This is a genomic window from Metasolibacillus sp. FSL H7-0170 (genome assembly GCF_038593115.1).
In the GTDB taxonomy this organism is placed as follows: Bacteria; Bacillota; Bacilli; order Bacillales_A; family Planococcaceae; genus Metasolibacillus; species Metasolibacillus fluoroglycofenilyticus.
Genome location: NZ_CP151964.1, coordinates 665,690 through 688,499, shown reverse-complemented (window position 1 = coordinate 688,499; position 22,810 = coordinate 665,690). Strand labels below are relative to the sequence as shown.

The 22,810-nt window shown below is 37.4% G+C and carries 27 protein-coding genes and 2 pseudogenes; 17 read left to right on the top strand and 12 right to left on the bottom strand.

The features are described from left to right. Positions 1-114: 114 nt before the first annotated feature. Positions 115-1,047: an NlpC/P60 family protein gene (locus MHH70_RS03200; protein WP_342472537.1), complete on the bottom strand. Its 933-nt coding sequence runs from the start codon at positions 1,045-1,047 to the stop codon at positions 115-117. A 796-nt stretch (positions 1,048-1,843) separates the two neighbouring features. On the opposite strand from MHH70_RS03200, the gene MHH70_RS03195 reads away from it, so the two are divergent. Continuing rightward, positions 1,844-3,454 (top strand): Na/Pi symporter, encoded by a 1,611-nt coding sequence (locus MHH70_RS03195; RefSeq protein WP_066163485.1) that lies wholly within the window; start codon positions 1,844-1,846, stop codon positions 3,452-3,454. Between the two features lie 222 nt (positions 3,455-3,676). Here the strand turns inward: MHH70_RS03195 and MHH70_RS03190 are convergent, their stop codons facing one another. Next, positions 3,677-3,955, bottom strand: coding sequence for a hypothetical protein (locus tag MHH70_RS03190; protein ID WP_107942619.1), 279 nt, complete (start codon positions 3,953-3,955; stop codon positions 3,677-3,679). 285 nt (positions 3,956-4,240) lie between these two features. On the opposite strand from MHH70_RS03190, the gene MHH70_RS03185 reads away from it, so the two are divergent. Beyond that, positions 4,241-4,897 (top strand): reverse transcriptase-like protein, encoded by a 657-nt coding sequence (locus MHH70_RS03185; RefSeq protein ID WP_342472536.1) that lies wholly within the window; start codon positions 4,241-4,243, stop codon positions 4,895-4,897. Between the two features lie 156 nt (positions 4,898-5,053). After that, positions 5,054-5,857 carry an MBL fold metallo-hydrolase gene (locus MHH70_RS03180; RefSeq protein ID WP_066163479.1) on the top strand — a complete coding sequence of 268 codons (804 nt, stop codon included), beginning with the start codon at positions 5,054-5,056 and terminating at the stop codon, positions 5,855-5,857. Between the two features lie 124 nt (positions 5,858-5,981). On the opposite strand, the gene MHH70_RS03175 is transcribed toward MHH70_RS03180, so the two are convergent. From MHH70_RS03175 to MHH70_RS03165, 3 genes are all read right to left on the bottom strand, one after another. Beyond that, on the bottom strand, positions 5,982-6,482 hold the full coding sequence (locus MHH70_RS03175) for a GNAT family N-acetyltransferase (protein WP_342472535.1): 501 nt from the start codon (positions 6,480-6,482) through the stop codon (positions 5,982-5,984). Positions 6,483-6,576: 94 nt separating this feature from the next. After that, a complete protein-coding gene (locus tag MHH70_RS03170; protein WP_342472534.1) occupies positions 6,577-7,737 on the bottom strand; it encodes an endonuclease Q family protein in 1,161 nt (386 codons plus the stop codon). A 72-nt stretch (positions 7,738-7,809) separates the two neighbouring features. Continuing rightward, the gene (locus tag MHH70_RS03165) at positions 7,810-8,061 is read right to left on the bottom strand and encodes a hypothetical protein (RefSeq protein WP_066163473.1); all 252 of its coding nucleotides are present in this window, start codon (positions 8,059-8,061) and stop codon (positions 7,810-7,812) included. Between the two features lie 113 nt (positions 8,062-8,174). On the opposite strand from MHH70_RS03165, the gene MHH70_RS03160 reads away from it, so the two are divergent. The 3 genes and pseudogenes from MHH70_RS03160 to MHH70_RS03150 form a co-directional block, all read left to right on the top strand. Further along, positions 8,175-8,618: a hypothetical protein gene (locus MHH70_RS03160; protein ID WP_342472533.1), complete on the top strand. Its 444-nt coding sequence runs from the start codon at positions 8,175-8,177 to the stop codon at positions 8,616-8,618. Between the two features lie 90 nt (positions 8,619-8,708). Continuing rightward, positions 8,709-8,969, top strand: a pseudogene (locus tag MHH70_RS03155) (SH3 domain-containing protein); the annotation flags it as partial. A gap of 111 nt (positions 8,970-9,080) precedes the next feature. After that, positions 9,081-9,194 (top strand): annotated as a pseudogene (locus MHH70_RS03150) (excalibur calcium-binding domain-containing protein); the annotation flags it as partial. A gap of 32 nt (positions 9,195-9,226) precedes the next feature. On the opposite strand, the gene MHH70_RS03145 reads toward MHH70_RS03150, so the two are convergent. Next, complete coding sequence (locus tag MHH70_RS03145; RefSeq protein ID WP_107942627.1) at positions 9,227-9,505, bottom strand: hypothetical protein; 279 nt, start codon at positions 9,503-9,505, stop codon at positions 9,227-9,229. Positions 9,506-9,628: 123 nt separating this feature from the next. Here MHH70_RS03145 and MHH70_RS03140 point away from each other — a divergent pair, with 123 nt between their 5' ends. After that, positions 9,629-10,234, top strand: a complete 606-nt coding sequence (locus tag MHH70_RS03140; protein WP_342472532.1) for a hydrolase — start codon at positions 9,629-9,631, stop codon at positions 10,232-10,234. Between the two features lie 299 nt (positions 10,235-10,533). Here MHH70_RS03140 and MHH70_RS03135 read toward each other — a convergent pair whose 3' ends face one another. Beyond that, complete coding sequence (locus tag MHH70_RS03135) at positions 10,534-10,713, bottom strand: gamma-type small acid-soluble spore protein (protein WP_066163465.1); 180 nt, start codon at positions 10,711-10,713, stop codon at positions 10,534-10,536. A 358-nt stretch (positions 10,714-11,071) separates the two neighbouring features. Between MHH70_RS03135 and MHH70_RS03130 the strand changes: the two genes are divergently transcribed. After that, on the top strand, positions 11,072-11,503 hold the full coding sequence (locus tag MHH70_RS03130) for a BrxA/BrxB family bacilliredoxin (protein WP_342472531.1): 432 nt from the start codon (positions 11,072-11,074) through the stop codon (positions 11,501-11,503). Then, complete coding sequence (locus MHH70_RS03125; RefSeq protein ID WP_342472530.1) at positions 11,491-12,279, top strand: class I SAM-dependent methyltransferase; 789 nt, start codon at positions 11,491-11,493, stop codon at positions 12,277-12,279. The genes MHH70_RS03130 and MHH70_RS03125 overlap by 13 nt, the downstream gene beginning before the upstream one ends. A 136-nt stretch (positions 12,280-12,415) precedes the next feature. On the opposite strand, the gene MHH70_RS03120 is transcribed toward MHH70_RS03125, so the two are convergent. Next, complete coding sequence (locus tag MHH70_RS03120) at positions 12,416-12,940, bottom strand: helix-turn-helix transcriptional regulator (RefSeq protein ID WP_066163459.1); 525 nt, start codon at positions 12,938-12,940, stop codon at positions 12,416-12,418. A gap of 132 nt (positions 12,941-13,072) precedes the next feature. On the opposite strand from MHH70_RS03120, the gene MHH70_RS03115 reads away from it, so the two are divergent. From MHH70_RS03115 to MHH70_RS03100, 4 genes are all read left to right on the top strand, one after another. Beyond that, positions 13,073-13,255: a hypothetical protein gene (locus tag MHH70_RS03115; RefSeq protein WP_066163458.1), complete on the top strand. Its 183-nt coding sequence runs from the start codon at positions 13,073-13,075 to the stop codon at positions 13,253-13,255. A gap of 174 nt (positions 13,256-13,429) precedes the next feature. After that, complete coding sequence (locus tag MHH70_RS03110; protein WP_342472529.1) at positions 13,430-13,879, top strand: hypothetical protein; 450 nt, start codon at positions 13,430-13,432, stop codon at positions 13,877-13,879. Between the two features lie 1,190 nt (positions 13,880-15,069). After that, positions 15,070-15,657, top strand: a complete 588-nt coding sequence (locus MHH70_RS03105) for a YpjP family protein (protein ID WP_342472528.1) — start codon at positions 15,070-15,072, stop codon at positions 15,655-15,657. 587 nt (positions 15,658-16,244) lie between these two features. After that, entirely contained in the window at positions 16,245-17,186 is a 942-nt protein-coding gene (locus MHH70_RS03100) for a thymidylate synthase (protein ID WP_342472527.1), read from the top strand. 319 nt (positions 17,187-17,505) lie between these two features. On the opposite strand, the gene MHH70_RS03095 is transcribed toward MHH70_RS03100, so the two are convergent. From MHH70_RS03095 to MHH70_RS03080, 4 genes are all read right to left on the bottom strand, one after another. Then, positions 17,506-18,162, bottom strand: coding sequence for a hypothetical protein (locus MHH70_RS03095; protein WP_342472526.1), 657 nt, complete (start codon positions 18,160-18,162; stop codon positions 17,506-17,508). After that, a complete protein-coding gene (locus MHH70_RS03090; protein ID WP_066163310.1) occupies positions 18,152-18,409 on the bottom strand; it encodes a hypothetical protein in 258 nt (85 codons plus the stop codon). The genes MHH70_RS03095 and MHH70_RS03090 overlap by 11 nt, the downstream gene beginning before the upstream one ends. After that, a complete protein-coding gene (locus MHH70_RS03085) occupies positions 18,396-18,983 on the bottom strand; it encodes a hypothetical protein (RefSeq protein WP_082798931.1) in 588 nt (195 codons plus the stop codon). Before MHH70_RS03085 ends, MHH70_RS03090 begins: the two co-directional genes overlap by 14 nt. 79 nt (positions 18,984-19,062) lie before the next feature. Further along, on the bottom strand, positions 19,063-19,716 hold the full coding sequence (locus tag MHH70_RS03080; protein ID WP_342472525.1) for a hypothetical protein: 654 nt from the start codon (positions 19,714-19,716) through the stop codon (positions 19,063-19,065). Between the two features lie 275 nt (positions 19,717-19,991). Between MHH70_RS03080 and MHH70_RS03075 the strand changes: the two genes are divergently transcribed. The 4 genes from MHH70_RS03075 (at position 19,992) to MHH70_RS03060 (ending at position 22,727) form a co-directional block, all read left to right on the top strand. Next, positions 19,992-20,780, top strand: coding sequence for a hypothetical protein (locus tag MHH70_RS03075; RefSeq protein WP_342472524.1), 789 nt, complete (start codon positions 19,992-19,994; stop codon positions 20,778-20,780). A 102-nt stretch (positions 20,781-20,882) separates the two neighbouring features. Continuing rightward, a complete protein-coding gene (locus tag MHH70_RS03070; RefSeq protein WP_066163304.1) occupies positions 20,883-21,536 on the top strand; it encodes an exosporium glycoprotein BclB-related protein in 654 nt (217 codons plus the stop codon). A gap of 192 nt (positions 21,537-21,728) precedes the next feature. Then, the gene (locus tag MHH70_RS03065; RefSeq protein WP_066163302.1) at positions 21,729-22,199 is read left to right on the top strand and encodes a dihydrofolate reductase; all 471 of its coding nucleotides are present in this window, start codon (positions 21,729-21,731) and stop codon (positions 22,197-22,199) included. Between the two features lie 405 nt (positions 22,200-22,604). Then, positions 22,605-22,727: a hypothetical protein gene (locus tag MHH70_RS03060; RefSeq protein WP_268807855.1), complete on the top strand. Its 123-nt coding sequence runs from the start codon at positions 22,605-22,607 to the stop codon at positions 22,725-22,727. Positions 22,728-22,810 lie beyond the last annotated feature (83 nt).

Here is a 22,810-nt window from a genome sequence, read left to right as displayed (position 1 = left end):
TGTGTTTCTCCTATTTTCAAAGAGATTGTTATGAGTAAGATTTTTGTTAAAACACCATCAAAAGCGTCCAAAAAGCCGGCAATTGCACGGCTTTTTGGACGCCCATTCATACATTTATTTTGTAATGCGCTTTGCTGTAATAAAACGATCCTTGTAGTAATCCACAAGTAAGACACGCGTAATGACACCATCTTTAGTTGGCACAATAATGCGATGCTCACCTGCATAAACGGCAACGAGTGTTGGGTTTTTAGAGCCCTTTGCACTACTGAAAAAGACGATATCCCCTTTTTGTAAATTGTTGCGTGAAACAGTCGTTCCAAGCTTCATTTGCTGTGATAAAACAGTTGTATTAATTTTCACACCGCTTTGCCCTAATACATATTGCACATAGCCACCAGCAGTAAAGCGTTTTTGCGCGGCTGCGTTAATAGAGCCAATAACGGCACTATTTTTATGAAGAAAGGCTTTTTCAACAATTTTATCCCCTGTTGATGCTGGGTTTGAAGCCATTAAGGATGGCAGCACACGACGGGCAGCATAATAATTATCTTTATAATATGGCTTGCTATTCATATCAGTAATCACAATATTCTGTTTTGAATCTGCCATATGTAGTAACTTGTTATTGCCAATATAAATTCCTACATGGTCAGGGTCTGTTCCTGTTTTTTTACTTTTGAAAAAGACTAAATCACCTTTCTGCAATTGGCTTTTAGCCACCGCTTTCCCTTGCTGAAGCATATAATCCTCGTTATATGTGCCTAAATCAACGCCGTTTTTCTCAAAAATATACATTAAAAATGAGGCACAAGAAAATTTATAAGGTGCTGTCGCTTTGTATTGTGTGTTGCTATATGTTGCTTTGCCAATTAAGCTTTTCCCCGTTGCGATAATTTGGTCTGCCTTTTGATTTACTGCTTGCTGACTAACGCTAGCAGTGGCAGCCGCTACTTCAGTAGTTTGAAAAGTAGCAGGTAATAATGGAATTGAGCTGCAGCTAATAGTTAGTGCTAATGCTGCTGTGAATATTTGTTTTTTCATCATGGTCCCTCCTTGATTTCAAGCTCGCCATGATTGTAGCATGCATAAATTGTGCATTTGTTAGGTAAGTTTATCCAATGGGAAATGTGACAATTTTAAACCATTGCTACATAGGTATCGAGTAAGGTAATTTACAGTTGTGTAACAAATATGACGGGAGGGGGTTATTGGAAAAGGAGGATAGCATCTGCATTTATTCGTAGGAAAAAGCGGTATTTGATAATGTACGAAGCCACAGCTTTAATTGGAATGATTCGTTGCTAAAAGATAAAAGGTTGCCCTAAAGTTTCTTTAAAATAAACAAATCAAACTCCATTTTCAGTTGCGTCAAAAATGTCTGAGTCGCCCGATTCAATTACTGTTTAGAGTTACTCGCTGCTTTTAATATCTGAATTGCGGACAATATTTCATCAGTATGAATCATTTGTAAATTATTTATGAAATTTCAGTTATTTTTTTATAGTAAAATGGTAATATAAAGTGAACCTTCAGTCCAACGGAGACTGTTAATAGAAGTACATAAGTTAGTAATCTGACATTCTGTAAAAAATGCTCAATCCCTTATTCACTGAAAAAGCTTCTTCAACTTTAAAGAAGAATGCTTACAGTCTGTCAAGAATCTATTTATCCCGCATTAGCGGGCAGTTAGACGCCCACTTCAAGAGATAAGTGAGAAATCCACTGCACGTAAATGCTCGATTGGTTCAACTAACAATCAGTGGGGATGGGGGAAACCCCCACTGATTGTAGTTTCACTTTATCTATAAAATTGAATCATTATTTCTTTGGTGGTGAATGTATGCTGACGATTTTCGGCGGAATCGGACTGTTTTTGCTCGGCATGTCCATGCTAACGAACGGTCTGAAAGAAATCGCAGGAGAGGCATTAAAGCGCTGGTTAAATAAGTTCACAAGAGGAACCTTTAGCTCTATGCTATCAGGCATTCTTATGACTGTTTTAGTGCAATCTTCTACAGCAACGACGCTTCTAACAATTGGCTTTGTTAGTGCCGGCTTGCTAACCTTTGTCCAATCCATCGGTGTGATTATCGGTGCGAATATTGGTAGTACATCTACAGGTTGGATTATATCATTAATTGGCTTTAAAATTAGCCTACAAGCAATGGCATTACCGATTATTGGTTTCGGGGTATTTATGTCATTTATTGCACCGCGCGATATTAAAAAATTTGGTGGTGTACTAGCCGGGTTCGGTTTACTGTTTTTGGGAATTGATATGCTACAGCAAGGGATGGGGGATGCACAAAATTTAATTGCCTTCGATAAAATCCCAGCAAATTCGTTTTTCTCTGTCTTATTATTAATTATTATCGGGATTGTTATGACGATTATTATGCAAGCCTCTAGTGCGGCGATGGCGGCGACTTTAGCGGCATTATTTACCGGTGCCATTGATTTTGAGCAAGCCGCATATTTAGTAATCGGGCAGAATATCGGAACAACGGCGACTGCTTTATTTGCAGCAATTGGGGCATCGGTATCAGCGAAGCGTACAGCAATGACCCATTTACTATTCAATGTAGTAACGGCACTTCTCGTTACAATCTCATTCCCGTATTTCTTACAATTGGTAAAATGGCTAACAGAAGCGATTGCGGGTAGCTTTGATGAAACGATGGCACTAGCTATTTTTCACACTTTGTTTAGCGTCCTTGGGGCAATTATCTTCATGCCATTTATTAAGCAATTTGCAAAGCTTCTAAAGAAAATCGTTCCTGAACGCGAAAATGTGCTTACACGCAATTTAGATACGAAGCTATTAGAAGTGCCTTCAGTTGCGCTCGATGTTTCCTTTAAAACAATACGTGATATTATGGCAGTATTAACGACTGCTCAAAGTGCCTTAATGGCAACGAAAAAAATTACAGCAGACTATGAACGGAAAATTGATGAGGTAGAGGAAGCAATTAAAATTACACATGACTATCTGAATGCTATACAGTCGACTTCGCAAAGGGAGCGCAACAAGCATATTGCCATTTTACACACGCAGGACCATTTAGTAAGATTAGTAAAAGTATTGCGAGAACAGCAGCAATTAGAGGCACTTGTATTACAGCCGCAATTAATGACAGAGTGGCAAGAAATATTAGCCTCCGTACAGCAAAGCTTAGGGAGTGAAGAGCCTCTGAGTGCAATGGCTAAAACATTAGAAGAGCATTCACAGATGATGGCACAAGCGCGTCGCAATAAGCGCAATGAATACTTCGAGCGTTCCGTTGCGAACGAAACAGAGCTGGGCGTTGCTGTTTCTAAAGTAGGGGCATTACTTTGGATTGACCGTCTTGTCTATCATTATTGGCGTGCAACTGCCCGCATGGCTGAATTCCAGCAAATTGACGAGGAGAAGCGCCTCAAAGCCTCAGCAGAGAAATCGAATATTGCTTAATAGGAGTCGTCTGAAAAGCGTGCAAAGCACTGTTTTTCAGACGATTTTTGCTGAGAAGCCGCTCCTATAGTTGATAAAATCACTAATAGAACTGGACAAGTCGCAAATAAATCAAAATTTTGCATGTTCAAAATGGTACAAGGCAATCCATTATAAGGGCTAGGGAATAATATATAGAGAAGGCGGAATCTTCAAATTCACTGTTTAAGGAAAATTTGATTTTCACTTTTGAGCATTTATTAAAGCTACTAATGCAAGGCGTTGAATTTCATCAGCATGTTCTAAAATGCTAGCGCTAATTTTGGAAATAGCTTTAATTGCTTCACCAATATCGGAGAAATTGTGGCGTATAGATGTAACCTGATGCGCTAATTCATTAAATACAAACCTTGCTAGTCTTTCATTTGCACGATTTGTTTCCTCATGGATAGATGCAATAACCGTTTTAATTTCTTGCTGCATATCATTTAAACTAACAGCTAGCGTTAATCGGTTTACCAATTGTCTTCTAAATGTGAAAAAATAATAAACGCACTAATTGTTGTTATAACAATTAAAAAAATGCTCACTATAATAATATGTGTTTATACATCCTTAGTGCTCTGTTGAACTCGTTGCAATTCAAGGGTGTGGTTGAATAATTTTTCACCAAATACTTGAGGATTAATATAATTTTAAAAATTTATTCACAGACGAATTTAATTATGAACGATTACTAATTTAGCTCCATATGTAAAAAACCTGTTAATATGATAATAAAGATTGACTTAAAAGGGAGAAATGTAAGTGAATATACGAATCGAATGGGAATATAAGGCGAAAAATGGTGCGCAAACGGTTTTCACTTCTGAGCAATTACCAGCAGCACAAGTATTAATGATTGTGGAAGATTTAATGCTGACAGGTCGAGCAAAAAATATTGTACTGACAGATGCATATGACAGCACGTGGACAGTAAAGGAGCTAAAGAAGTATGTGAAGGAAATTGCTTCTGAGCCCCAAAATATTACGATTTATTTTGATGGTGGCTTTCATAAGAGCGCAAGACAGGCCGGCTTAGGTTATGTTGTCTACTTTGAACAAAATGAAAAGCAATATCGAATTCGTAAAAACGCTTTTGTAGATGGTTTATTATCCAATAATGAAGCGGAGTATGCGGCGTTGCATTTGAGCATTAGTGAGCTAGAGGAGCTAGGTGTGCATCATAGCACGGTTTATTTTAAAGGTGATTCGCAAGTGGTAATCCAGCAAATGGCTGGTGATTGGCCTGTTTATGAGAAGGAATTGGCTGAATGGGCGAGTAAAATTGATGCAAGGCTAGCAAAATTAAATATTACACCTATTTATGAGCATGTATCGAGGAAGCAAAATGAGGAGGCAGACCGACTAGCAACACAGGCATTAAATGGAATTGAAATAGATGGTAAAAAAGAGCTAAGTTAAATTTCTTAATACACCATGAAACAATACGCCTAGGGAAAAATGGGAGGCGCTTTTGCCATACTAAAAATAATCGACATAGCAGAGAATACATGCTTGTTTGTAGTAAATACAGCAAAAATCATGGCATATTATTGAGCACAAATAGAGGAGAAAAAAATGATTCATTTCCAAAACGAACAGCTAACTATTTATATGAGCCAGCTGTTTAAAACAACTTCCACAGTAATAGAAACAGAGGATTGTATAGTGCTTGTAGACCCAAATTGGCTTCCGCAGGAAATCGAAACAATTCAAGCACATATTGCTAAAATACAAAGCGACCGCCCTTTATATATCCTGTTTACGCATTCGGATTGGGACCATATTATAGGCTATGGCGCGTTTCCAGAGGCAATCGTTATCGCAAGCGAAACTTTTCAAAAACGTTCTGATAAGGAGCAAATTATAGAGCAAATCCGTACATTTGATGATGGTTATTATATAGACCGTGCATATTCAGTAAGTTACCCAAAGGTCGATATCGTCATTCGACATGATGCACAAACACTAATAATAGGAAAAACAAAACTGACTTTTTATTTGGCAAACGGACATACCAATGACGGATTATTTATTGTTGTTGAGCCTCAAGGTATTTGGATTGCAGGCGATTATTTATCAGACGTGGAATTTCCATATATTTATGATAATAGCTATGCGTATGAGGAAACACTCAAAAAAGTTGATGTCATATTGCAGCAGCATGAAATCCGTTTTCTGATTCCGGGACATGGAAATATGACGACAGAGATGGAAGAAATCAAGAAACGTCAACGCGATGCTACGACTTATATTAAGGAATTGCGTAGATGTATTGCACAGGGGGAAGATAGTGCCCATTTAATTGCCAATTATGCCTATCCACGCAATATGCGCGAATTCCATAAAGGGAATATTCGATTAATGGAAGAGGAAAAATAAGCTTGCACGAAAGGGCGTGTCTGAAAAGCCATTTTGAGACACGCCCTTTGCGACGAGTAACCGCAGGAGCAAATGTTTAGCCACAGAAACTAAGGCAGTCCAAAAAAGGCGGACTACCTCATTCTCATAAGTTTTTTGAATTTGGATTTTCTAAAGAATAAATTGCTTGCTCCGCACCAAAGCGTTCAACTTTTTCTTTTACAGTCATCCCTAAGCGCTCTAATAGTTTACAAGAAGCAATATTAGCAGTTTGTGTTTCAGCGACAACATATGGTAACTGTAACTCTTTAAAAGCAAACTGTAAGACTACCTGCAAAATTTCTGTTGCATAGCCGTCTCCCCACCAAGTAGGGGATAGTTGATAAGATAGCTCAATAGATTGTCCATCATGATATAAATCAAGTGATACAAGTCCAATAAATTGCTGTGAGCCTAGCTCTCTAGCAACCAAGTGGTATCCTGCATTGGGCGTTGTTAGAAGTATCTCTACATTTTCTTTAACAATAGAAGGCACTACAACGCCACCTAAATATTTCCTTACCTCATGCTGTTGGTATAAATGTTGAATATCTGCTAAATCTTCCTTAGTTAATTTTTTTATTATACATCTTGCTGTTTGAAACATTATTTTCCCCCTTAGTTTAACCAAAGCTGCATTTATATTTTAGATTGAATAGATATTAAAAGTGTTTAAAATCCATAGCGAGCGGATTGTAGTTTCACTTTATTCTCCCATATACACCACCGCCACCGGCTGCGAATTGAATTTGTCCGGTGCGAGCGAGTATTATTTTCTCTGCTAACGGCTCAGGTACAATTGTTGTGAGCTGCTCAAGCGTTGTTCGATGCAAAATATCCATTTCTGTACCGAAAGCCACCAATAGCTTGTCCAACGTTTTTTTACCTAGACCAGGAATAAATTCTAAAGGTACTTGATGGACATAAGGAGGGCGCTCGACCTTATTAATAGCAGGGCTAGAAAGCTGCTTGATACGTGTTGCAACACCGCGAACAATCTGCTTACTTTGACAAAATGGGCAAATATCTGCATCGTCTGCAACCATTTTGCCACATGTTGCGCAAACCGTTTCATGATACTTTCCTAATAAAGGGTGCAGACCGTAATTTGCTGCAATATACCGACCATTCTCGCGATGTAGGGCTTGACGTAATTCCTCAAAATTAACAGCCTCCATATGTATCTTTTGATACTCTCGCGCTATTTTTCCAAGAGAATGTGCATCGGAATTTGTCACAAAAGTATACGAGGCTAATTCTTCAATACCAAATACCATATCAGTATCTGAACTTAAGCCAAGCTCAATGGCATCAATTATGGCAGGGTCAAAAACTTCCGTTAAGCTCTTTTTGACCCCTTTGCCATACAAGCTTTTAAAGGGGGTGAAAACATGCGCGGGAATAAATAAACCATTTAATTCGGCAACCTTTCGCTGCAAAATTTGTGCATCACAATAAATGCGCTGTGAGCTGAGATGAATATTTTTCATCTGCTCACTTAGCCATGTTGAAAAAGCCTGCATGGATTGTAATGTAGGCAAATAAGCAAGTACATGAATAGGTCCTTGGCAATTGCTATCGTATATTTCCAACTCTGAGCCCATAATAAGCGTTGTTTTTTCGTATAATAGGCCACCTTGCTGTAATTCGGTCATTTCTCCCCTAAGTACATATTGCTCAAGCTCCTGCAATACCTCTGGACTATGACAATCAATAATTCCAATCATATCAAGCCCTTTATGGACACTAGACGTATGTAGTATATTTGAAAGGGTTAATGTGCGACTACCTGTAATTTTAACAGCGCGCCCACTGTTTGTGCGACCAATATGAATATGTAAATCTGCATAATAATCGTTCAATTGAAGTGCCTCCTTCTACGAATTGCTATTATTATTTCCATACATGTTATTACTTATTCTAATATAGCATAGTTAACGTAGCATTCTCCGTAACTGGCGTACTTCCTTTGTGAGCTCATCAATTTGCTCATGCAATTTTGTAAACTCCGCTGATGAAAAATCTTCCCCTTTTTGCTGTTCTATCGCCTTTAATTCAAGCCCCTCTGCAATGGCAGATAAAGCATAGCCTAATACTGTTATGACTGTGCCGAGATATGCAAGTCGGTCAATTGAAATATCCGTATTATCTGTAGATTGCCCGGATTTTTTCTCTTTGCTACTCATCCCCATCACCCTTTCTACACTAGCCTATGAATAGTAAGAAGAAAAAGTGAATACATACATAAAAGGAAAGAAATTTTTGCTGAGCAAGCAATAGTAGAAATGGAGGAAATAGCATGACAAAATTATTAACAGCGATGCAAGAGCATTTAGAGGCAGCGAAATACCATCTTCACTGTATGGAAGTGGAGCAGCATAAGCAAAATAGAAAGCGTTTTTTGTACGAGCTACAAGCTTTTCAATCTTCAATAACAGCTATGCTAAGCACTGCAAAAGATTATAATAAAAGCATTTATAAAAAGCAGGCGATGAAATTGCAGCATAAAGCATTTTTTCAAGCGATAAAAAAGAAGCACATTATTGAGCGACCAATTATTGAGAAAATTGAAATTGTAAATAACAATGAAATGCAAACGATTTACGCTCTTAAAAGAAATAATAAATTTGATTGTCGAAAAGGTTTTTATCATAAAGAAAGACCAAATGATTCAATTATTAAGCTAGGCAGCTCCTATGTACAGGAAGTTCAGCAGCTTGCACAGAAGCTAAGTGCTAAATGATTTTTGTATAAATAGTTCAATAATAGGTTGAAAATTAAAATTTCAACTATTTTTTCTCAAAATTGTACATGCTATACTATCTAAAAGGAGATGAGTGGCATGAAAAAAATGATGCAAAGCATTTTGACGATTTTGCTTTTAACAGCAATGATTACATCATCTGCACATGCGGCGGAAGCACGAGAAATTAAAGCTGAAATTGTTACAACAGATAGTATAGCAATGCGCAACGCTCCTGCAAAGACAGGAAAGACATTGGCGATTATATCTAAAAATACAAAGCTAAACGCGACCGCTCGTAGTGGTGACTGGTACAAAGTATCCTACCAAAAGCAGATAGGGTGGGTGCATATTGATTATGTGACAAAATATGTAGCGCCTAAGGCAAGCACGAAAAAAACAGCACCAACACCAGCTCCAAAAGGCAGCGGTGCATATATAGACCCAAAAGCACCAACATCCTTTAAAAACTGCACAGAGCTTCGTGTTTATTATCCGAAAGGTGTAGCAAAAGGGCATCCTGCATATGCCCCTAAGCATGACCGTGATAAAGATGGTTGGGCTTGTGAAAGATAATAAAATGAGGGCTGCTCAGAAAATGGGCAGCCCTATTTACTCTGTCTATAAGCACGCCATGTTGTTTTTAATGATGCATAGCTTCCGATTGCAGCGTAACCATAAAACCAACCCATAAAAATGCCCGCAATTAAATGATGCTTGTGGCTTATAAAAATAGAAATCAGTAAACCAATGACTAATGCAACTGTCGGAACCCAAAAAGCCTTTATATGAAAGAGCTTTTTACAAAGCTGTGTCACAAGCATTGTTGCGGGGACAGCAATGACCGCATCCCAAAAGTTTGTATGTATTATAGGAAAAGGCTCCATTTCGTTCACCTCATCTGAATTGTTTTACTATCTAGTATGCATTGATATGTAATTTCTATACGAGGCAACTTATATGCTAGTGAAAGCGTCCGTAGCATTAAAACATATAGGGGGACAAAATGGTTGGGGTCACGTATTATGCATTTAATTATTGCACAGCAAATTGCTGAACGTTTAGCTATTAAGGATAAGACAAGCTTTTTAGCAGGAGGTATCGCACCAGATGCAGCAACGGCCAAAGAGCGCGCTCATTTTTTCATAGGAAGCGAGCAAGACTATACGAGAAGTATTGATTATGGGGGTTTTTTAGAAAAATATAATGAGCAGAAAGAAAATCCATACATAATGGGCTACTTCACACATTTAATTGCGGATGATTTATGGTTGAAAGGCTTTTATTTACCATGGCTTCGAAACCGAATTGCAAATGATTCTAGTGTGCTGGCGTTATACCATCAAGATTTTCGATTATTGAATAGTAAATTGCTTGATTACTATCAATTGACTTACACATTGCAATCTGCATTTAACAATAAAGCAACAATCACTCACTTACAGGAAGTAACGGAACAAGAAGTGGTACAATTTTTTCCTTATGTGCTAGAAGATATGGTCTATAACGAGGATATGTTACAACAAAAATTGCAGATATTCACATTGCAACAAATTATCGGCTATATCGAAACATCGATTGATAAAGGACTACAGCATTGTTTAACTTACGTTTAATTTTTTTAGCAATTTTTTTGCGACGCGTAACCGTTTTTGTACCGAAAGCGTAGCAATAAATTTGAATTCAGCTTTTAATGGAATTTTAGAAGGGTGGGGAAAATCAAGCGCTAATAATTTTAGAAATTTACGGTTTATCGTTTGCGAAATTCTTTAGATATATTACGGCATGAACAAATAGTAAGATGCTTGAAATCTGCTTCGACTATTGCTGATATATGTAGAAAAGCGCTAAAAATTATTGTTTAAGCTTAATAAAAAAACCGGCAAAAAATTGCCGGTTAGGGAGAATAAACGACTTATTTCATCCCATTTTGATTACGGTTATTTGCATATTTACCTGATGCGTATTGCTTATTAGATTCTGCTTTTTGAATTTGTTTTTTAACCTCGTTTACATCAGTCTCAGTCCCAAATTCTTCGTTCATTGGATTAGGAACCTTTTGGTTAAAGTTTTGGTTGTTGTTATTTTTCGCCATGAATCTCACCTCCTCAAATTTTAGTCTGTTCAAAGGATTTTTAATTATGCATAAATTTTTTCTAATGAAACATAGAAGCAGTAAAGAAACGGTGGACGTTATGTACGCAAGAAACAATGGGGAAAGGAAATTACCTAAGCATTTATAAAATAACAGAGCAAGCTAAACTATTTTACAAATAATCAATTCACGTTAAAATAGGTAACAGGGTTATGAAAAAATATAACTAAAAAAACTCACAAAAAACTCACATTTTTCCTGAAAGTATACGAAAAACGGTGAAAGTGAATAGGTGGGAAATCAGTGAAAAGCCTTATACATTAGGGCTTTACGAATAAATACGAAAGTAGGTAAAAAGATGAACGCGTACGATGAATACATGAGACAAGTAACACAACCAATGCGACAAGAGTTAGTGGATGCAGGCTTTCTACAATTAACAACTGCGGATGAAGTAAATGAATTTATGGCTGAACAAAAAGGAACTGCGCTTGTTGTTATTAACTCTGTTTGTGGCTGTGCAGCGGGGTTGGCACGACCAGCAGCGCGTGAAGCAATTGAAGAGGTGAAACCTGACCAATTAGTTACTGTATTTGCCGGGCAGGACCCTGAAGCAACTACGACAATGCGTGCGTTTTTTGATGAGGTGCCACCAAGCTCACCGTCGATGGCAATTTTAAAGGACGGGCAGCTAGCTTATTTTATACCGCGTGAAAATATTGAAGGCTTCCCGATGGAGCAAGTGCGTGACCATTTGGCAGATGTATTAAAGCAAGTATGTGCGGAGTAACGGTTGTTACAACTGCTGGTCGACCTGATGCACTGTCAGAGAAGCTAGCACAATTTGTATGTGAAGTATTGCAAATTGAATTTATTCCACGTCAAAAGCGCTCGGTAATGACGATTAGCCATGAGCTACAGGCTAATGTGATTGTAGCGGGGAAAAATCGTTATGAGTACTATGTGAAAGGTGCAAATGCGCCTTTCTTTTTTCATCCCAATTCCGCCGCATTTCGCTTAAAGCGAGTTGCGCGTGGGGAGATGGAACCGTTGCTTGAGGTCTGCCAGCTAACAAAGGGCGATTCCTTTTTAGATTGCACGCTTGGCATGGGGGCGGATAGTATGCTTGCGGCGTTTGTAGTTGGTGAGCAAGGAAAGGTAGTTGGGCTTGAAGCCAATCGCAATATTGCTTTTATGGTGAAGCATGGGATGCAGACATATGATACGGCGAAATTGCCTCTGACCGCTTGTATGCGACAAATTAAAGTAGTACATGCAGAGGCGATTGAATTTTTGCGTCAGCAGCCAGCATGTTCATTTGACGTCGTCTATATGGACCCAATGTTTGAGGAAACGATTGAAGAAGCGAATAATTTTGCGGCATTACGTCAGGCAGGAAGCCATTTAGCATTAACATCTGAGTGGATGCAAGAGGCATTGCGCGTCGCAAAAAAACGCGTTGTGTTAAAGGCGCATTATCAGTCTCCTTATTTTGAACAGTATGGTTTTCAGCGCTTCGCAAGACAGACGGCAAAATTTCATTATGGCGTGGTTGAGAAGACATAGATTTGTTAAGCAATAATTTTGATTACGTTTTTTGTTAACGTAGTAATTTTTGGAAAATAGAGTGAGAAAGTCCAAACAATGCAGTTTTCATCATTGTTTGGACTTTTTATTATTCAACCCAGTCTGTCTATTTCTTTTAGCCTGATTCTTTTCTCTCTGACTCTTGTAATGCTGCTATCCCTTTTTTCTCGGCCTCAATTTCCTTCCTATAATTAGTTATATCAACTTCTGCTTTTTTACGATACTCGGCTACTTCAGCTTCTGTTTCACTGTCAACGCCATCATCAGAGGTAGCTGCGTCTTCGTTATTAGTAGGTTTAAAAATAGCTTCTAATTCGTTCATTAACTTTTCACGAATATTACGGTCTAAATTCATATAGCCACGCATAATTGCAATCTCTAGTTCTGTTAGATTGCTTTTTTTGGCTTGCTCATCTAAAGAAAAAGTTTCTATTGCAAGAAACATCTTTCCTTCGCCAGTACGCAACCAATTTTCATTGATATTAAATTCAGAACAAATTTGTGCAACATGTATATCCCGAATAGCCCTTTGCCCTTTTTCCATTAAGGCGAGCGTAGGCTGAGAAATATTTATCCGTGCACTAAATTCCCTTTGATTAAGAGCTAAATGCTCTCTTAAGAGTTTGATTCTCTCTTTCATTTTGGCACCTCCTTCATAAGTAAGTTTATTCTTTATTTGATTACATTGCAATATTACAAGTGAGATAGGTTGAAATTTTGATTATTTTATAATATATTTTGATTATAAAATAATAACAGGAGATGGTATATAATGAATATGATGCTAAATATTAAAGATAAACCTTCATGGGAGCGCATGGAACGTTTATTGAAAAACTTAACAGAAGAGCAGCAGCGTTCAATTGAAAATTATATAAGGGGCTATGAATCGGGTGTTCAAGCAGGTATTCGAATGGGGAAAGCTCTAGCTGAAGCGTCAACTAAATCAAATTAGCAAAAGAATAAATGACAAACATAATAAGATATGGAACATATTGCATCCCCTGTATTGCTTGAACATATAGCATTGAAATAACAAGCAGAACATGTAGTTACATGGAATATTATTTAACAAAAAAATTTATCCGGCAATATATCCAAAAAGCTATCGGAAAGGATCTGAAGGGTAGTGAAGAATGAGCAGCAAAAAAAGAAGCAAAAAACTTTGTACTTGCGACAAGATACAATCGAAAAAATCACACTTTTAGTAGAAGAAGAAAATTTTAATAGTGATGGGGAAGTGATTGACTTTTTAGTAGAGTCCTATTTTGAAAGCCGCTTTGGGGGGAAACCATTATTGGCAGAAATTGAAGGATTACTACAGCAACGTTTGCTTGAGACAGTCATAGATGATTTAAAGCATTTGCGTGCTACTGTCAACACTATTGATTGTAATACAAAAATGATGATGGAATTCTGGAATCATTATTTTCTTATGTCAGGTGCAAATACATTGGACTCAACTGAAAAAATAGTTAGCACACCCTTTGAGGAAGCAAAGCAACTTGTAAGAGAGCGTAACGCACATAATCGACAAAAGAAACTGGAAAAAGAAATGGAAGGAACCCCCTACCAATAGCCAATTATCGAAATGTGATGAAAGCTATTTAAGCACTTAAATTCAAAACTTTCCTTAGTAGCCTTTTTGAAAGCAGGAAGGTGAGGAATTAACAACTAAATTTATAGAAAATACTGAATACAATCTGATATGACCTTCACTAACTTAAGTTCAAGAAACACTTCGTCCTCAAAATTGAATAGCATTTAGTGTAAAAAGAGTACTTCGCTCCACATAACGCATGTTGATTAGCTAAAAAAGTTTGCTATCTCTCGTGTCAATAGGTATATGTTATGTCATGTTTTAAACGGCTTGCTAGACGACTTTCTAGATAAGCCTTTTTTAGATTCTGAAGTATCTTGTAAAAGAAGTATTTTACAATTAGTATATCGCTACCAAAGTCCCTCAGACCTAAGATACAACATTATCGTAATTGTAATATTGTAAATTCATATTTTTTTGCAATTTAATATAGAAGGCATAAAATTACAATTTTTTATTCCCTCATGATATAGCAACGAGCCTATTTTTATTATTGCTTAAACTATATTAGCAAAAGTTAAGGTGCTTTATTATCATGTTTTAGTAAAGGGTATCTATCTAGTATATGAATAGTGATTTTACTTTTACCATACACTATGTTACAATGTATTTATGCTATTTTAGGTAGCATGTAGATAAATTGGCATTCTGCTAGTGATTTTTGAAGATACTTATTCACACTGGCGCACGCTAAAGGGCTGCAAGGACGTAGTAGCAGGTTGGGGCTACGTTGCTTAGGTTAGAAAGTTTTAGTGGGATTTTACCGCGGTTACGGATAGAAGAAATAAATCACTTCTACAATTATATAAGATTCCCCAGACGATTGGGTTGAGACATATTTATTTTACAAGTTACCTATTAAATACTAAAGGGGCATCTTCTATTTGAGGATGTCCCTTGTCTAATTTACAGAAAAAGCCACGCAAAATTTGCGTAGCTCTTGAAAAAATTAGTCGGTGATGCAAAGAGATGTTAAGTAACCTAACATTAATAATAAGCCGATACCGATGGCGATTGTACCCATAAGAATGTGCCTCCTTTAACTACAATGCATATTTACACTATTTATTGTACAATGAATAACAAAAAGATGGAACCTTTTTAGCGATAAAACGTACAGATAAGTATAGATGAAAACATGATTTATACATAATTTGAGGGTGATAACAATGAAAAAGTGGTTGCAAAAAATATTTGTTGTATCTGTTGCATTTTTAACTTTTGGGGTAATTAACCCGAACCATGAAATTTGGAATAACTTCGAAGATGATTTAAAGCCTAATCGTTTACAAGAGCCTAGTGCCAATGATATTTCTTCTGCAATCCAGCTCGATACATTACTTTATGAGGAAAACTCCTCGCTTGCACAATCGTTAAAAGGTGCTGCTAAAACGCAATCTTACATAAAGTTTGGCCCACGCATTGCTGAAAAAATTGGGGATGAGTTTGAGGCACGTATTTTCCCTAAAATAGAAGAAGCCATTGACATGACTCTGGCACGCTTAGATGATGACAAAATCCAATACTTAATGATTACAGAAAATCCGAGTGGTGATTATGCAGAGCGAATTTTTAATATTCGTGAGCGGGGAAGTAGAGTCGATTTAATTCGCTTCCATGTACGCACTGAAAATCGCCCAAATGAGGGCTTCTACTATAATTTCCACTACCATACAAAAGAGGATAATTTTATTGTGCATTATAATTTAGGGGAAATTTACTGGTCGAAGGACACGCCGCCTAAATGGTTGGCTTAATATTTGTAAAGGATGTGTCTGAAGATTTGTTTTGAGACATTCCCTTTACCACAAGCTCAATATTTTATGTGCCGAAAGCGAAGCGACAGGTACAAGAGTTTTTTAATAAATACTTAATATAGAAGCTAGAGCTATCCTAGAAGGTATACCTTTTAGGATGGCTCTCTTTAATTGGTCGGTTATTTGATAAATATGGACCGCGCGCAGTAATTACGCCAGGAACGGTGCTGGCATCTGCTCAAACGAACACATTAAATGCTTAGTACTATCCAGATGGTATTACAATCACACAAACATCACAGCAAGTGTCAGGTGCAATAGGTATTGCTGTTATAGTTGCTCTGTTTTCCGCAAAACAAAATAGTCTCTTATCAAATATTGGCTTATCAAAAGCTACTGCGGCTGGTTCATCCTTTGTCTTTAAAATTAGCCGTAATCAATAAGGTTCTTTCATTATTTATCAAGAAAACATAGTGAAAATCTGTTAGAAATATGCAAAAAGCTTTCTAGGACTAAAGGTTTCCTTTATTAATAATTGCTTTTTCTTTATAATAGAAAACGAATAAATAAAGAAAAGAGGCTTAGCTATGCAACAGTATTTACAACTATGCCAACATATTTTAGAACATGGTCATAAAAAAGAAGACCGCACAGGCACAGGGACAATTAGTGTTTTTGGTTATCAAATGCGTTTTGATTTACAGAAAGGTTTTCCTTTAATGACGACGAAGCGTACATTATTTCGTTTAATTGCGTCAGAGCTTCTTTGGTTTTTAAAAGGCGATACAAATGTTCGTACATTGATTGCTGAGCGCAATTATATTTGGAACGAGTGGGCATTTGAAAAATGGGTAAAATCGCCTGAGTATGAAGGACCTGATATGGGGAATTTTGGCTTGCGAGCAGCGAAAGATGAGGACTTTGCGAAGATTTTACAGGAGCAAATGAGTATATTTAATACGCGTATGCTTGAAGATGAGGACTTTGCTGAAAAATATGGTGATTTAGGGCCGGTTTATGGTAAACAATGGCGTTCATGGCCAGCTGCTAATGGAGAGACGATTGACCAAATTGCTAATGTTATCCAGCAAATTAAAAACAATCCTGATTCACGTCGACTAATTGTGACGGCATGGAATCCTGCTGAAGTTGACCATATGGCGTTACCACCATGTCATGCATTTTTCCAATTTTACGTAGCTGACGGAAGGTTATCTTGCCAGCTTTATCAGCGGAGTGCGGATGTATTTTTAGGTGTACCCTTTAATATCGCTTCTTATGCATTATTAACACATTTGATTGCAAATGAGTGTGGACTAGAGGTAGGAGAGTTTGTACATACTTTAGGTGATGCACATATTTATAGCAATCATTTAGAGCAGGTGAATGAACAATTATCCCGTGAGCCACGTCCGCTACCAACATTGCATATAGCGGCTGGAAAATCAATTTTTGATATGACACTTGCAGATATTACTTTAGAGGGCTATGACCCGCACCCAACAATTAAAGCGCCAATCGCAGTGTAATAAAACATGAGGGCTGTCCGAAAAGGCAGCTCTCATTTTCAATTTAATTTGAACGAGCAATTTTTATTCGCAACACAATAGAGCTATGAGGCTCTCAAATATTTGGAAGTCGTAAATAAATCATGACAAAACGCTAAAATGAAACTTCAATCAGTGGGGCTTTCCTTTTCCCCACTGATTGTTAGTTGACACACTCGGGCTTTTTACGGGCAGTTAATTTTGCACCTATCCTTTAGTATAGTTTCACTTAAATCTTAAAGTGGGTGTCTTGTCTTACTGCCCCCGTTAATGCGAGATTAATTCTACAAATCCAATTCGTCTATTGCTCTAAGTCGTCAGATAATACGGCTAATTGCTGCTCTACTTCCTGCAGTAAGGCTAATTTTGCTTGTAGCTGTTTTTCGACATAGACAGATTGAGCGAAAAGCTGTTGCATATCGTTTTCGATTGTGGAGAGTGTCTCAATTGTTGGTTCCTCGGAAGAAGGGGGAGGTTGTTCTGATTCATATTTGAGTAGCTGGTTTTGTAAGCTACTAGTTGTTCGCTCGAGCTTATTTGTTGTAGCAGTTAGCTGACGTGATGTTTGTTCAATAAATAAATTTAGCTTTTGTTCGATTTTCGCAATTGTTGAATCTTTAACAGTGGAGGCTTGTTGAAATTGATTTTTGGTTGCGGCTAATTGTTTATTAAGTATACGAAGTTTATTTTTTTCGTCTAATAACGAGGAGATTTGTCTAATTTTCTTTCTTCGCTCCATTTTTAATGCTTGGATTGTTTGTTTATAATGTAAAGCTTGCTGCTGCCAATCCTTTTCTTTTTTGCGTAATTCAAGCGCTAGCTCCTTTTTCTCTTCTTGTAATTGCTTATTTTCCTGCTCTACTATTGAAATAGCTTCATTTACACCTTGATATGTTGCTAATTCTTCCTTTAACAAAAGAATAGTTTGCTTCAGCTCGGCTATATTTTCATTGTCCATAATCTACCTCCTTTTCCGGTAAATTAGCTAATTGCTGTAACAACAGCTCAAATTGCTGCTGCTGCTGGTCGATGAGCAAATCAAACTTGGCGATAATATCCGAAATTTCTAATGAGGGCGAGGGGGCACTTTGCAAAAGATGCTGCAGCACAGTCTGCAATGTTTCCTTTTCCAAATACATAAAACTGGCGTCTCCCCGTTGCTGTACTTTTTCAGTAATTATTTTTTTCATATTATGTTGGCTCATTGTGTGCATCTGCTCCTTCCTCTGCATATCCTACACTACAAATATGTAGCGGATTGATTACTGGACTTCCTTCAGGTATTTCATCGCAGTATGTCCAACCTTCTAAAAGTCCAAAATATGGTGTTTGGTGTGTCCATGTAAGCTGAAAATGTGGGAAAACAATCATCTCATTAGGTGCGATAATACTTTGATTAACTGGCTTAAACCAAAGCTCGTGCTTGCTTTTGACATCATTAAAGCGTTCCCAAATAAGCTGTTCATGAAATGTTTGTTTCATTTGACCGATAATATACTTCCCAGAAAAAGAGAAAGGTGCGTGTTTATGTAGTCGTAAATGGATAGAGGGGTTCGTTATCGGCTGTGTACCAACATTCAAAATGTGATAAGAAGCTAAGCAAAAGTTTTCCTCCTCTCGCTCATGTGACACAGTCATAGAGCTTGTAAAATAGCTAATTAACTGCGTTTCTTTAGAAAATACTTTTTGCTCGAGCTGCTGTTGAATGGTTTTTACATAGTTAGTCGTTTGTTGCTCTAGCTGTTTCATTTTTTCGATAATTTGCGAATGAATTTGCAAATCATTACCTCCTTACGAAAAAGAAAGAGAGGACAGTGCCTCTCTTTACATTATGTTGAAGCTAGTTGGAATAGCACCATTAACAGTTGCTTGGGAAGACATTTCCACATTTTTGTGGGCGAGCTGCTGGTGAGCAAGAGATTGGGAAATCTGCACGAGGCTCACAGTATTCAGCTAAAAATTCTACTGTTACTGGGAAAGTAGATTGAATGCTTTGGCAAACCGTCACAGTTACAGACAAGTTAGTGAATGTAATTGTTGGTGTACCACCTGTAGGGAATTCTGGCGTAATAGCACCTGTTGAGCAGACGAAGCAGTCTAAGTCTGTGTATGTTACTTTAACATCTGTTCCTTTAGGTGCACATAATGTAATTTGCTCGCAGCGAGAAATGTTAAATGACTCACTTTCATACATCATATTGTTCGCTGTTTTCACTACAATTGTCACAATGAAGTTTTTTTGCACTGTTAATTGCTGTAGTTTAACCGACCTTCCTGAAAGTGTAAATTGGCGATTTTCACGGCTCAAAATAACGACAGGATTTGTTGGATCTGGTACTACTTTACATTGGATTGATGCATGCGTTAAATCAACACCTGCTGGCAGCGTTGGAAAAGCAACCGCACCTTGTGGTGTAAGCTCAAAAGTAAGCTCTTTAACGATCCAATCGTATACTTTGTCGACATTGATACAAATTAGCTCGCGCACTTGCGATTGATTTATTTCTTGCATATTTTGTTGACACCTCCATAAAAGTTTTTTTCTTTCGTTTGTATCATATGACGCAGTAACAGTCGTATTTAGGCATTCAAAATGGGCGCTACTAGTCTTGCTGAAAACATGATGTGCTACTGTCACATCTAAGCATGGTCGCAATAAACTACGGTATAAAGTAAAACTGCTATTAGTGAGTTTCCACTAATTGTAGTCTTTACAAATGGACATTTGCAGGAAGGTTTTTATGCCTATGTCAGCAAATGCGAGATAAATGGAAAGGAGGATAGAATATGAGCAATTCCAAACAATATACAACTCATGATTTTGAGGCGTTACGTATGCAAGTTGCAGCATGTAAGGAAAAGCTAGAAAAGGCACAAAATAATAATGCCAAGGCGCAATTATTACAAATGAAACAGCGAATTTCTACTATAAAAAATCAATTGCAGCAGCCTGAAAAATTAGTTGAAGCAGAGGAATATAAGCCAGAGCATGAGGAGCAATTAATGATGGAAAAAAGAAGAGAACAGCGAATAGACGATGGCTTAGAGCTTTCTTATCGGCAATTGCAACAATTATTGCATTCTAGAAAAGTGAAAGAAACGAACATTACGGAAACGAGGCATTTAGAAAGTAGGGTAGCGGGCCCAAGACATTTTAACGAGCATTATTTCCAATCGGTTTACACATATCCAAGCCATGTGCATAATGGCTTATATCGCAATGCGCATAAGCCCATTGTTTTAAGAGATATAGATTCCATACAAAAAAATGAACATGTGCCACAACAACAAACGGTACCCCCAAAGATAAGACATGAAATAATAGAAAATGCTGAGATACCACAGGTGGAAATGCAACAAACTATGAATGAGGAAACAGTCTCTTTTGAGGAGTTAGAGGTGCGACAGGAAAGTCCCCAAATGGAAATACTTGCTACTGAAAACGAGGATTTAAAGGAGGAGCCACTGGACTTTATAACGTCCACTGTAGCACTTGAATCAATAAATGAGGAAACAACGTATAGGCAGAAAAAGGAAAAGTATACCTCATGGTGGAATTTTTTTAGGAAAAAATGATTGAAATAAAGCACTCCAAGCAAAACATCAAAAGTAGCGTAGTTGTTAGCCCTTCACTCCTTTCTCTCTATGAATAGGATAAAGACGAAAGGAGGTGGAACAATGACAAATAAATATTTTAAGTTTCATAGAGACTGTGGCTGTTCATCAGGCTCAAACAATTGCACATCAAGCGGACCATTTCAAGCAATCGATGCAGCTTGTGTTGTAACACCACCGAATAATGGTGTTACAGGTGGCTCAATTATTCCATTTTCTTCTGGTACAGTACCAGCAGTGTTAACAACAATTGGAGGCGGTTTAGTTGGCACAGGGAGCTTGATTGGCTTTGGTACGTCTGTGCCTAGTATTTCCTTGGCTGGTGGTTTAATTGAATTGCCGCTTGGTTCGGCTGCTGTCCCGTTAACGGAAGCTTTTTCTATGCCACGCGCAGGTAGATTAACAGCGATTTCAGCATCCTTTACAGCAACGGTCGGTGTTGCACTTGGTAGCTATACAGTCAACGCACAAATTTACCGAGCAGCTGCTGGCACTACAGCATTCACGCCATTAGCTGGTGCAACAGTTGATTTAAGCCCAGCAATCGTTAACCCTATAACGCTGGCACAAACAGTACAAGGTACAGCAACATTACCATCTATTCCAGTAGCAGCAGGTGATTTACTCATTATGGTATTCTCTGTGACGGGCTCAGGTGCATTATTAGAGGCTGCAACGATTACAGGTACAGCAAGTGCAGGCCTGAATATCGCATAATGAATAGACGCATGGGCAAATGACGTATATTTTTATGCTATACAGCTGATAATGTATGATAAAGTTAAACTTCAACAGGCTGTCGGGAAAGTAGGCTAGTACCTACATTTCCCAACAGTCATTTATGTTTTTCCATATTGCTGTGTTGATTTTTTCAGTATATGCTTAGTACAGGATTGAAGGAGTGATGAAATGATTTCATTAATAGTAGCACATGATAAAAATCGAGTAATAGGCTATGAAAATCAGATGCCATGGCATTTACCTGGGGAGTTAAAGTATTTCAAGGAAATGACGATGGGGAAGCCGATTATTATGGGGCGTAAAACATTTGAATCAATTGGAAGGGCTTTACCGGGAAGGCGAAATATTATCATTACACGCAATGCATCATATAAAGCAGATAATATCGAAGTAGTGACGAGCTTAGACGAAGCGCTGCAGTTAGTGAAGGACGAGCCTGAAATTATGATTATTGGTGGAGAACAAATTTTCAAGCTAGCATTAGAAGTGGCAGACCGATTATATATTACAGAAATCGACTATGCTTTCGCTGGAGATACATATTTTCCTGCATATGAAGATTGGAAGCTAATAAGCAAAAGAGAGCCTGTCCAAGCTAAAGAGGGCTTTTATTTTACTTATTGTATTTTTGAAAAATAAAATTGGAGAAGCGTTCAAAAGCAGGGGAAGCACTGCCTTTGAACGCTTTATTTGTTTTTTATTAAAATAATAATCGTTTAAAAGGAATGTAAGCTGTTTTAAAAGATTGTAAACGGTGAAATTAGCGATTTTCCTTTGAATTTGAGATGAAATAAGTATAGTTCTAAAAAGAGGAATGTATCTTTTAAACAGCTCTTTTTACATATCAATAGTGCGCCTAACATGTGATTTGCCATAATTTCTTCACGATTATTACTAATTCCTTGAACAATTTGTGAAAATGAAAAAAAGGACTTTTCTTTTTTGAAAAAAGGTGTAGAATAATAATTAAGAAGTTGTTATAAAACAGTTTTGTATATAACGAAACTGTTATAATACTAAATGAACTGAATGGAGGGTTTTAATATGTGGGTAATTACAGTATTTGAGCAACAGGACGTTCGTATTTTTGAGTACACAAGCAAAGATGAGGCAACAGAAGCATTACAGAAATTTAACAAAAATGCAGTATTGTCGTATACAAAATAAAACAGTAGTCACTTTAAAATTTTCAAAAGGAGTAGGGGAAAGCAAGCGTTTAATTGCTTTCCTGTTACTTCTTTTTTTATTTG

Coding starts and splice junctions, on each gene's coding strand:
- MHH70_RS03200 (WP_342472537.1), bottom strand. CDS start 1,047: ATGATGAAAAAACAAATATTCACAGCAGCATTAGCACTAACTATTAGC.
- MHH70_RS03195 (WP_066163485.1), top strand. CDS start 1,844: ATGCTGACGATTTTCGGCGGAATCGGACTGTTTTTGCTCGGCATGTCC.
- MHH70_RS03180 (WP_066163479.1), top strand. CDS start 5,054: ATGATTCATTTCCAAAACGAACAGCTAACTATTTATATGAGCCAGCTG.
- MHH70_RS03175 (WP_342472535.1), bottom strand. CDS start 6,482: ATGTTTCAAACAGCAAGATGTATAATAAAAAAATTAACTAAGGAAGAT.
- MHH70_RS03165 (WP_066163473.1), bottom strand. CDS start 8,061: ATGAGTAGCAAAGAGAAAAAATCCGGGCAATCTACAGATAATACGGAT.
- MHH70_RS03160 (WP_342472533.1), top strand. CDS start 8,175: ATGACAAAATTATTAACAGCGATGCAAGAGCATTTAGAGGCAGCGAAA.
- MHH70_RS03145 (WP_107942627.1), bottom strand. CDS start 9,505: ATGGAGCCTTTTCCTATAATACATACAAACTTTTGGGATGCGGTCATT.
- MHH70_RS03135 (WP_066163465.1), bottom strand. CDS start 10,713: ATGGCGAAAAATAACAACAACCAAAACTTTAACCAAAAGGTTCCTAAT.
- MHH70_RS03130 (WP_342472531.1), top strand. CDS start 11,072: ATGAACGCGTACGATGAATACATGAGACAAGTAACACAACCAATGCGA.
- MHH70_RS03125 (WP_342472530.1), top strand. CDS start 11,491: ATGTGCGGAGTAACGGTTGTTACAACTGCTGGTCGACCTGATGCACTG.
- MHH70_RS03120 (WP_066163459.1), bottom strand. CDS start 12,940: ATGAAAGAGAGAATCAAACTCTTAAGAGAGCATTTAGCTCTTAATCAA.
- MHH70_RS03115 (WP_066163458.1), top strand. CDS start 13,073: ATGAATATGATGCTAAATATTAAAGATAAACCTTCATGGGAGCGCATG.
- MHH70_RS03105 (WP_342472528.1), top strand. CDS start 15,070: ATGAAAAAGTGGTTGCAAAAAATATTTGTTGTATCTGTTGCATTTTTA.
- MHH70_RS03100 (WP_342472527.1), top strand. CDS start 16,245: ATGCAACAGTATTTACAACTATGCCAACATATTTTAGAACATGGTCAT.
- MHH70_RS03095 (WP_342472526.1), bottom strand. CDS start 18,162: ATGGACAATGAAAATATAGCCGAGCTGAAGCAAACTATTCTTTTGTTA.
- MHH70_RS03090 (WP_066163310.1), bottom strand. CDS start 18,409: ATGAGCCAACATAATATGAAAAAAATAATTACTGAAAAAGTACAGCAA.
- MHH70_RS03080 (WP_342472525.1), bottom strand. CDS start 19,716: ATGCAAGAAATAAATCAATCGCAAGTGCGCGAGCTAATTTGTATCAAT.
- MHH70_RS03075 (WP_342472524.1), top strand. CDS start 19,992: ATGAGCAATTCCAAACAATATACAACTCATGATTTTGAGGCGTTACGT.
- MHH70_RS03070 (WP_066163304.1), top strand. CDS start 20,883: ATGACAAATAAATATTTTAAGTTTCATAGAGACTGTGGCTGTTCATCA.
- MHH70_RS03065 (WP_066163302.1), top strand. CDS start 21,729: ATGATTTCATTAATAGTAGCACATGATAAAAATCGAGTAATAGGCTAT.
- MHH70_RS03060 (WP_268807855.1), top strand. CDS start 22,605: ATGTGGGTAATTACAGTATTTGAGCAACAGGACGTTCGTATTTTTGAG.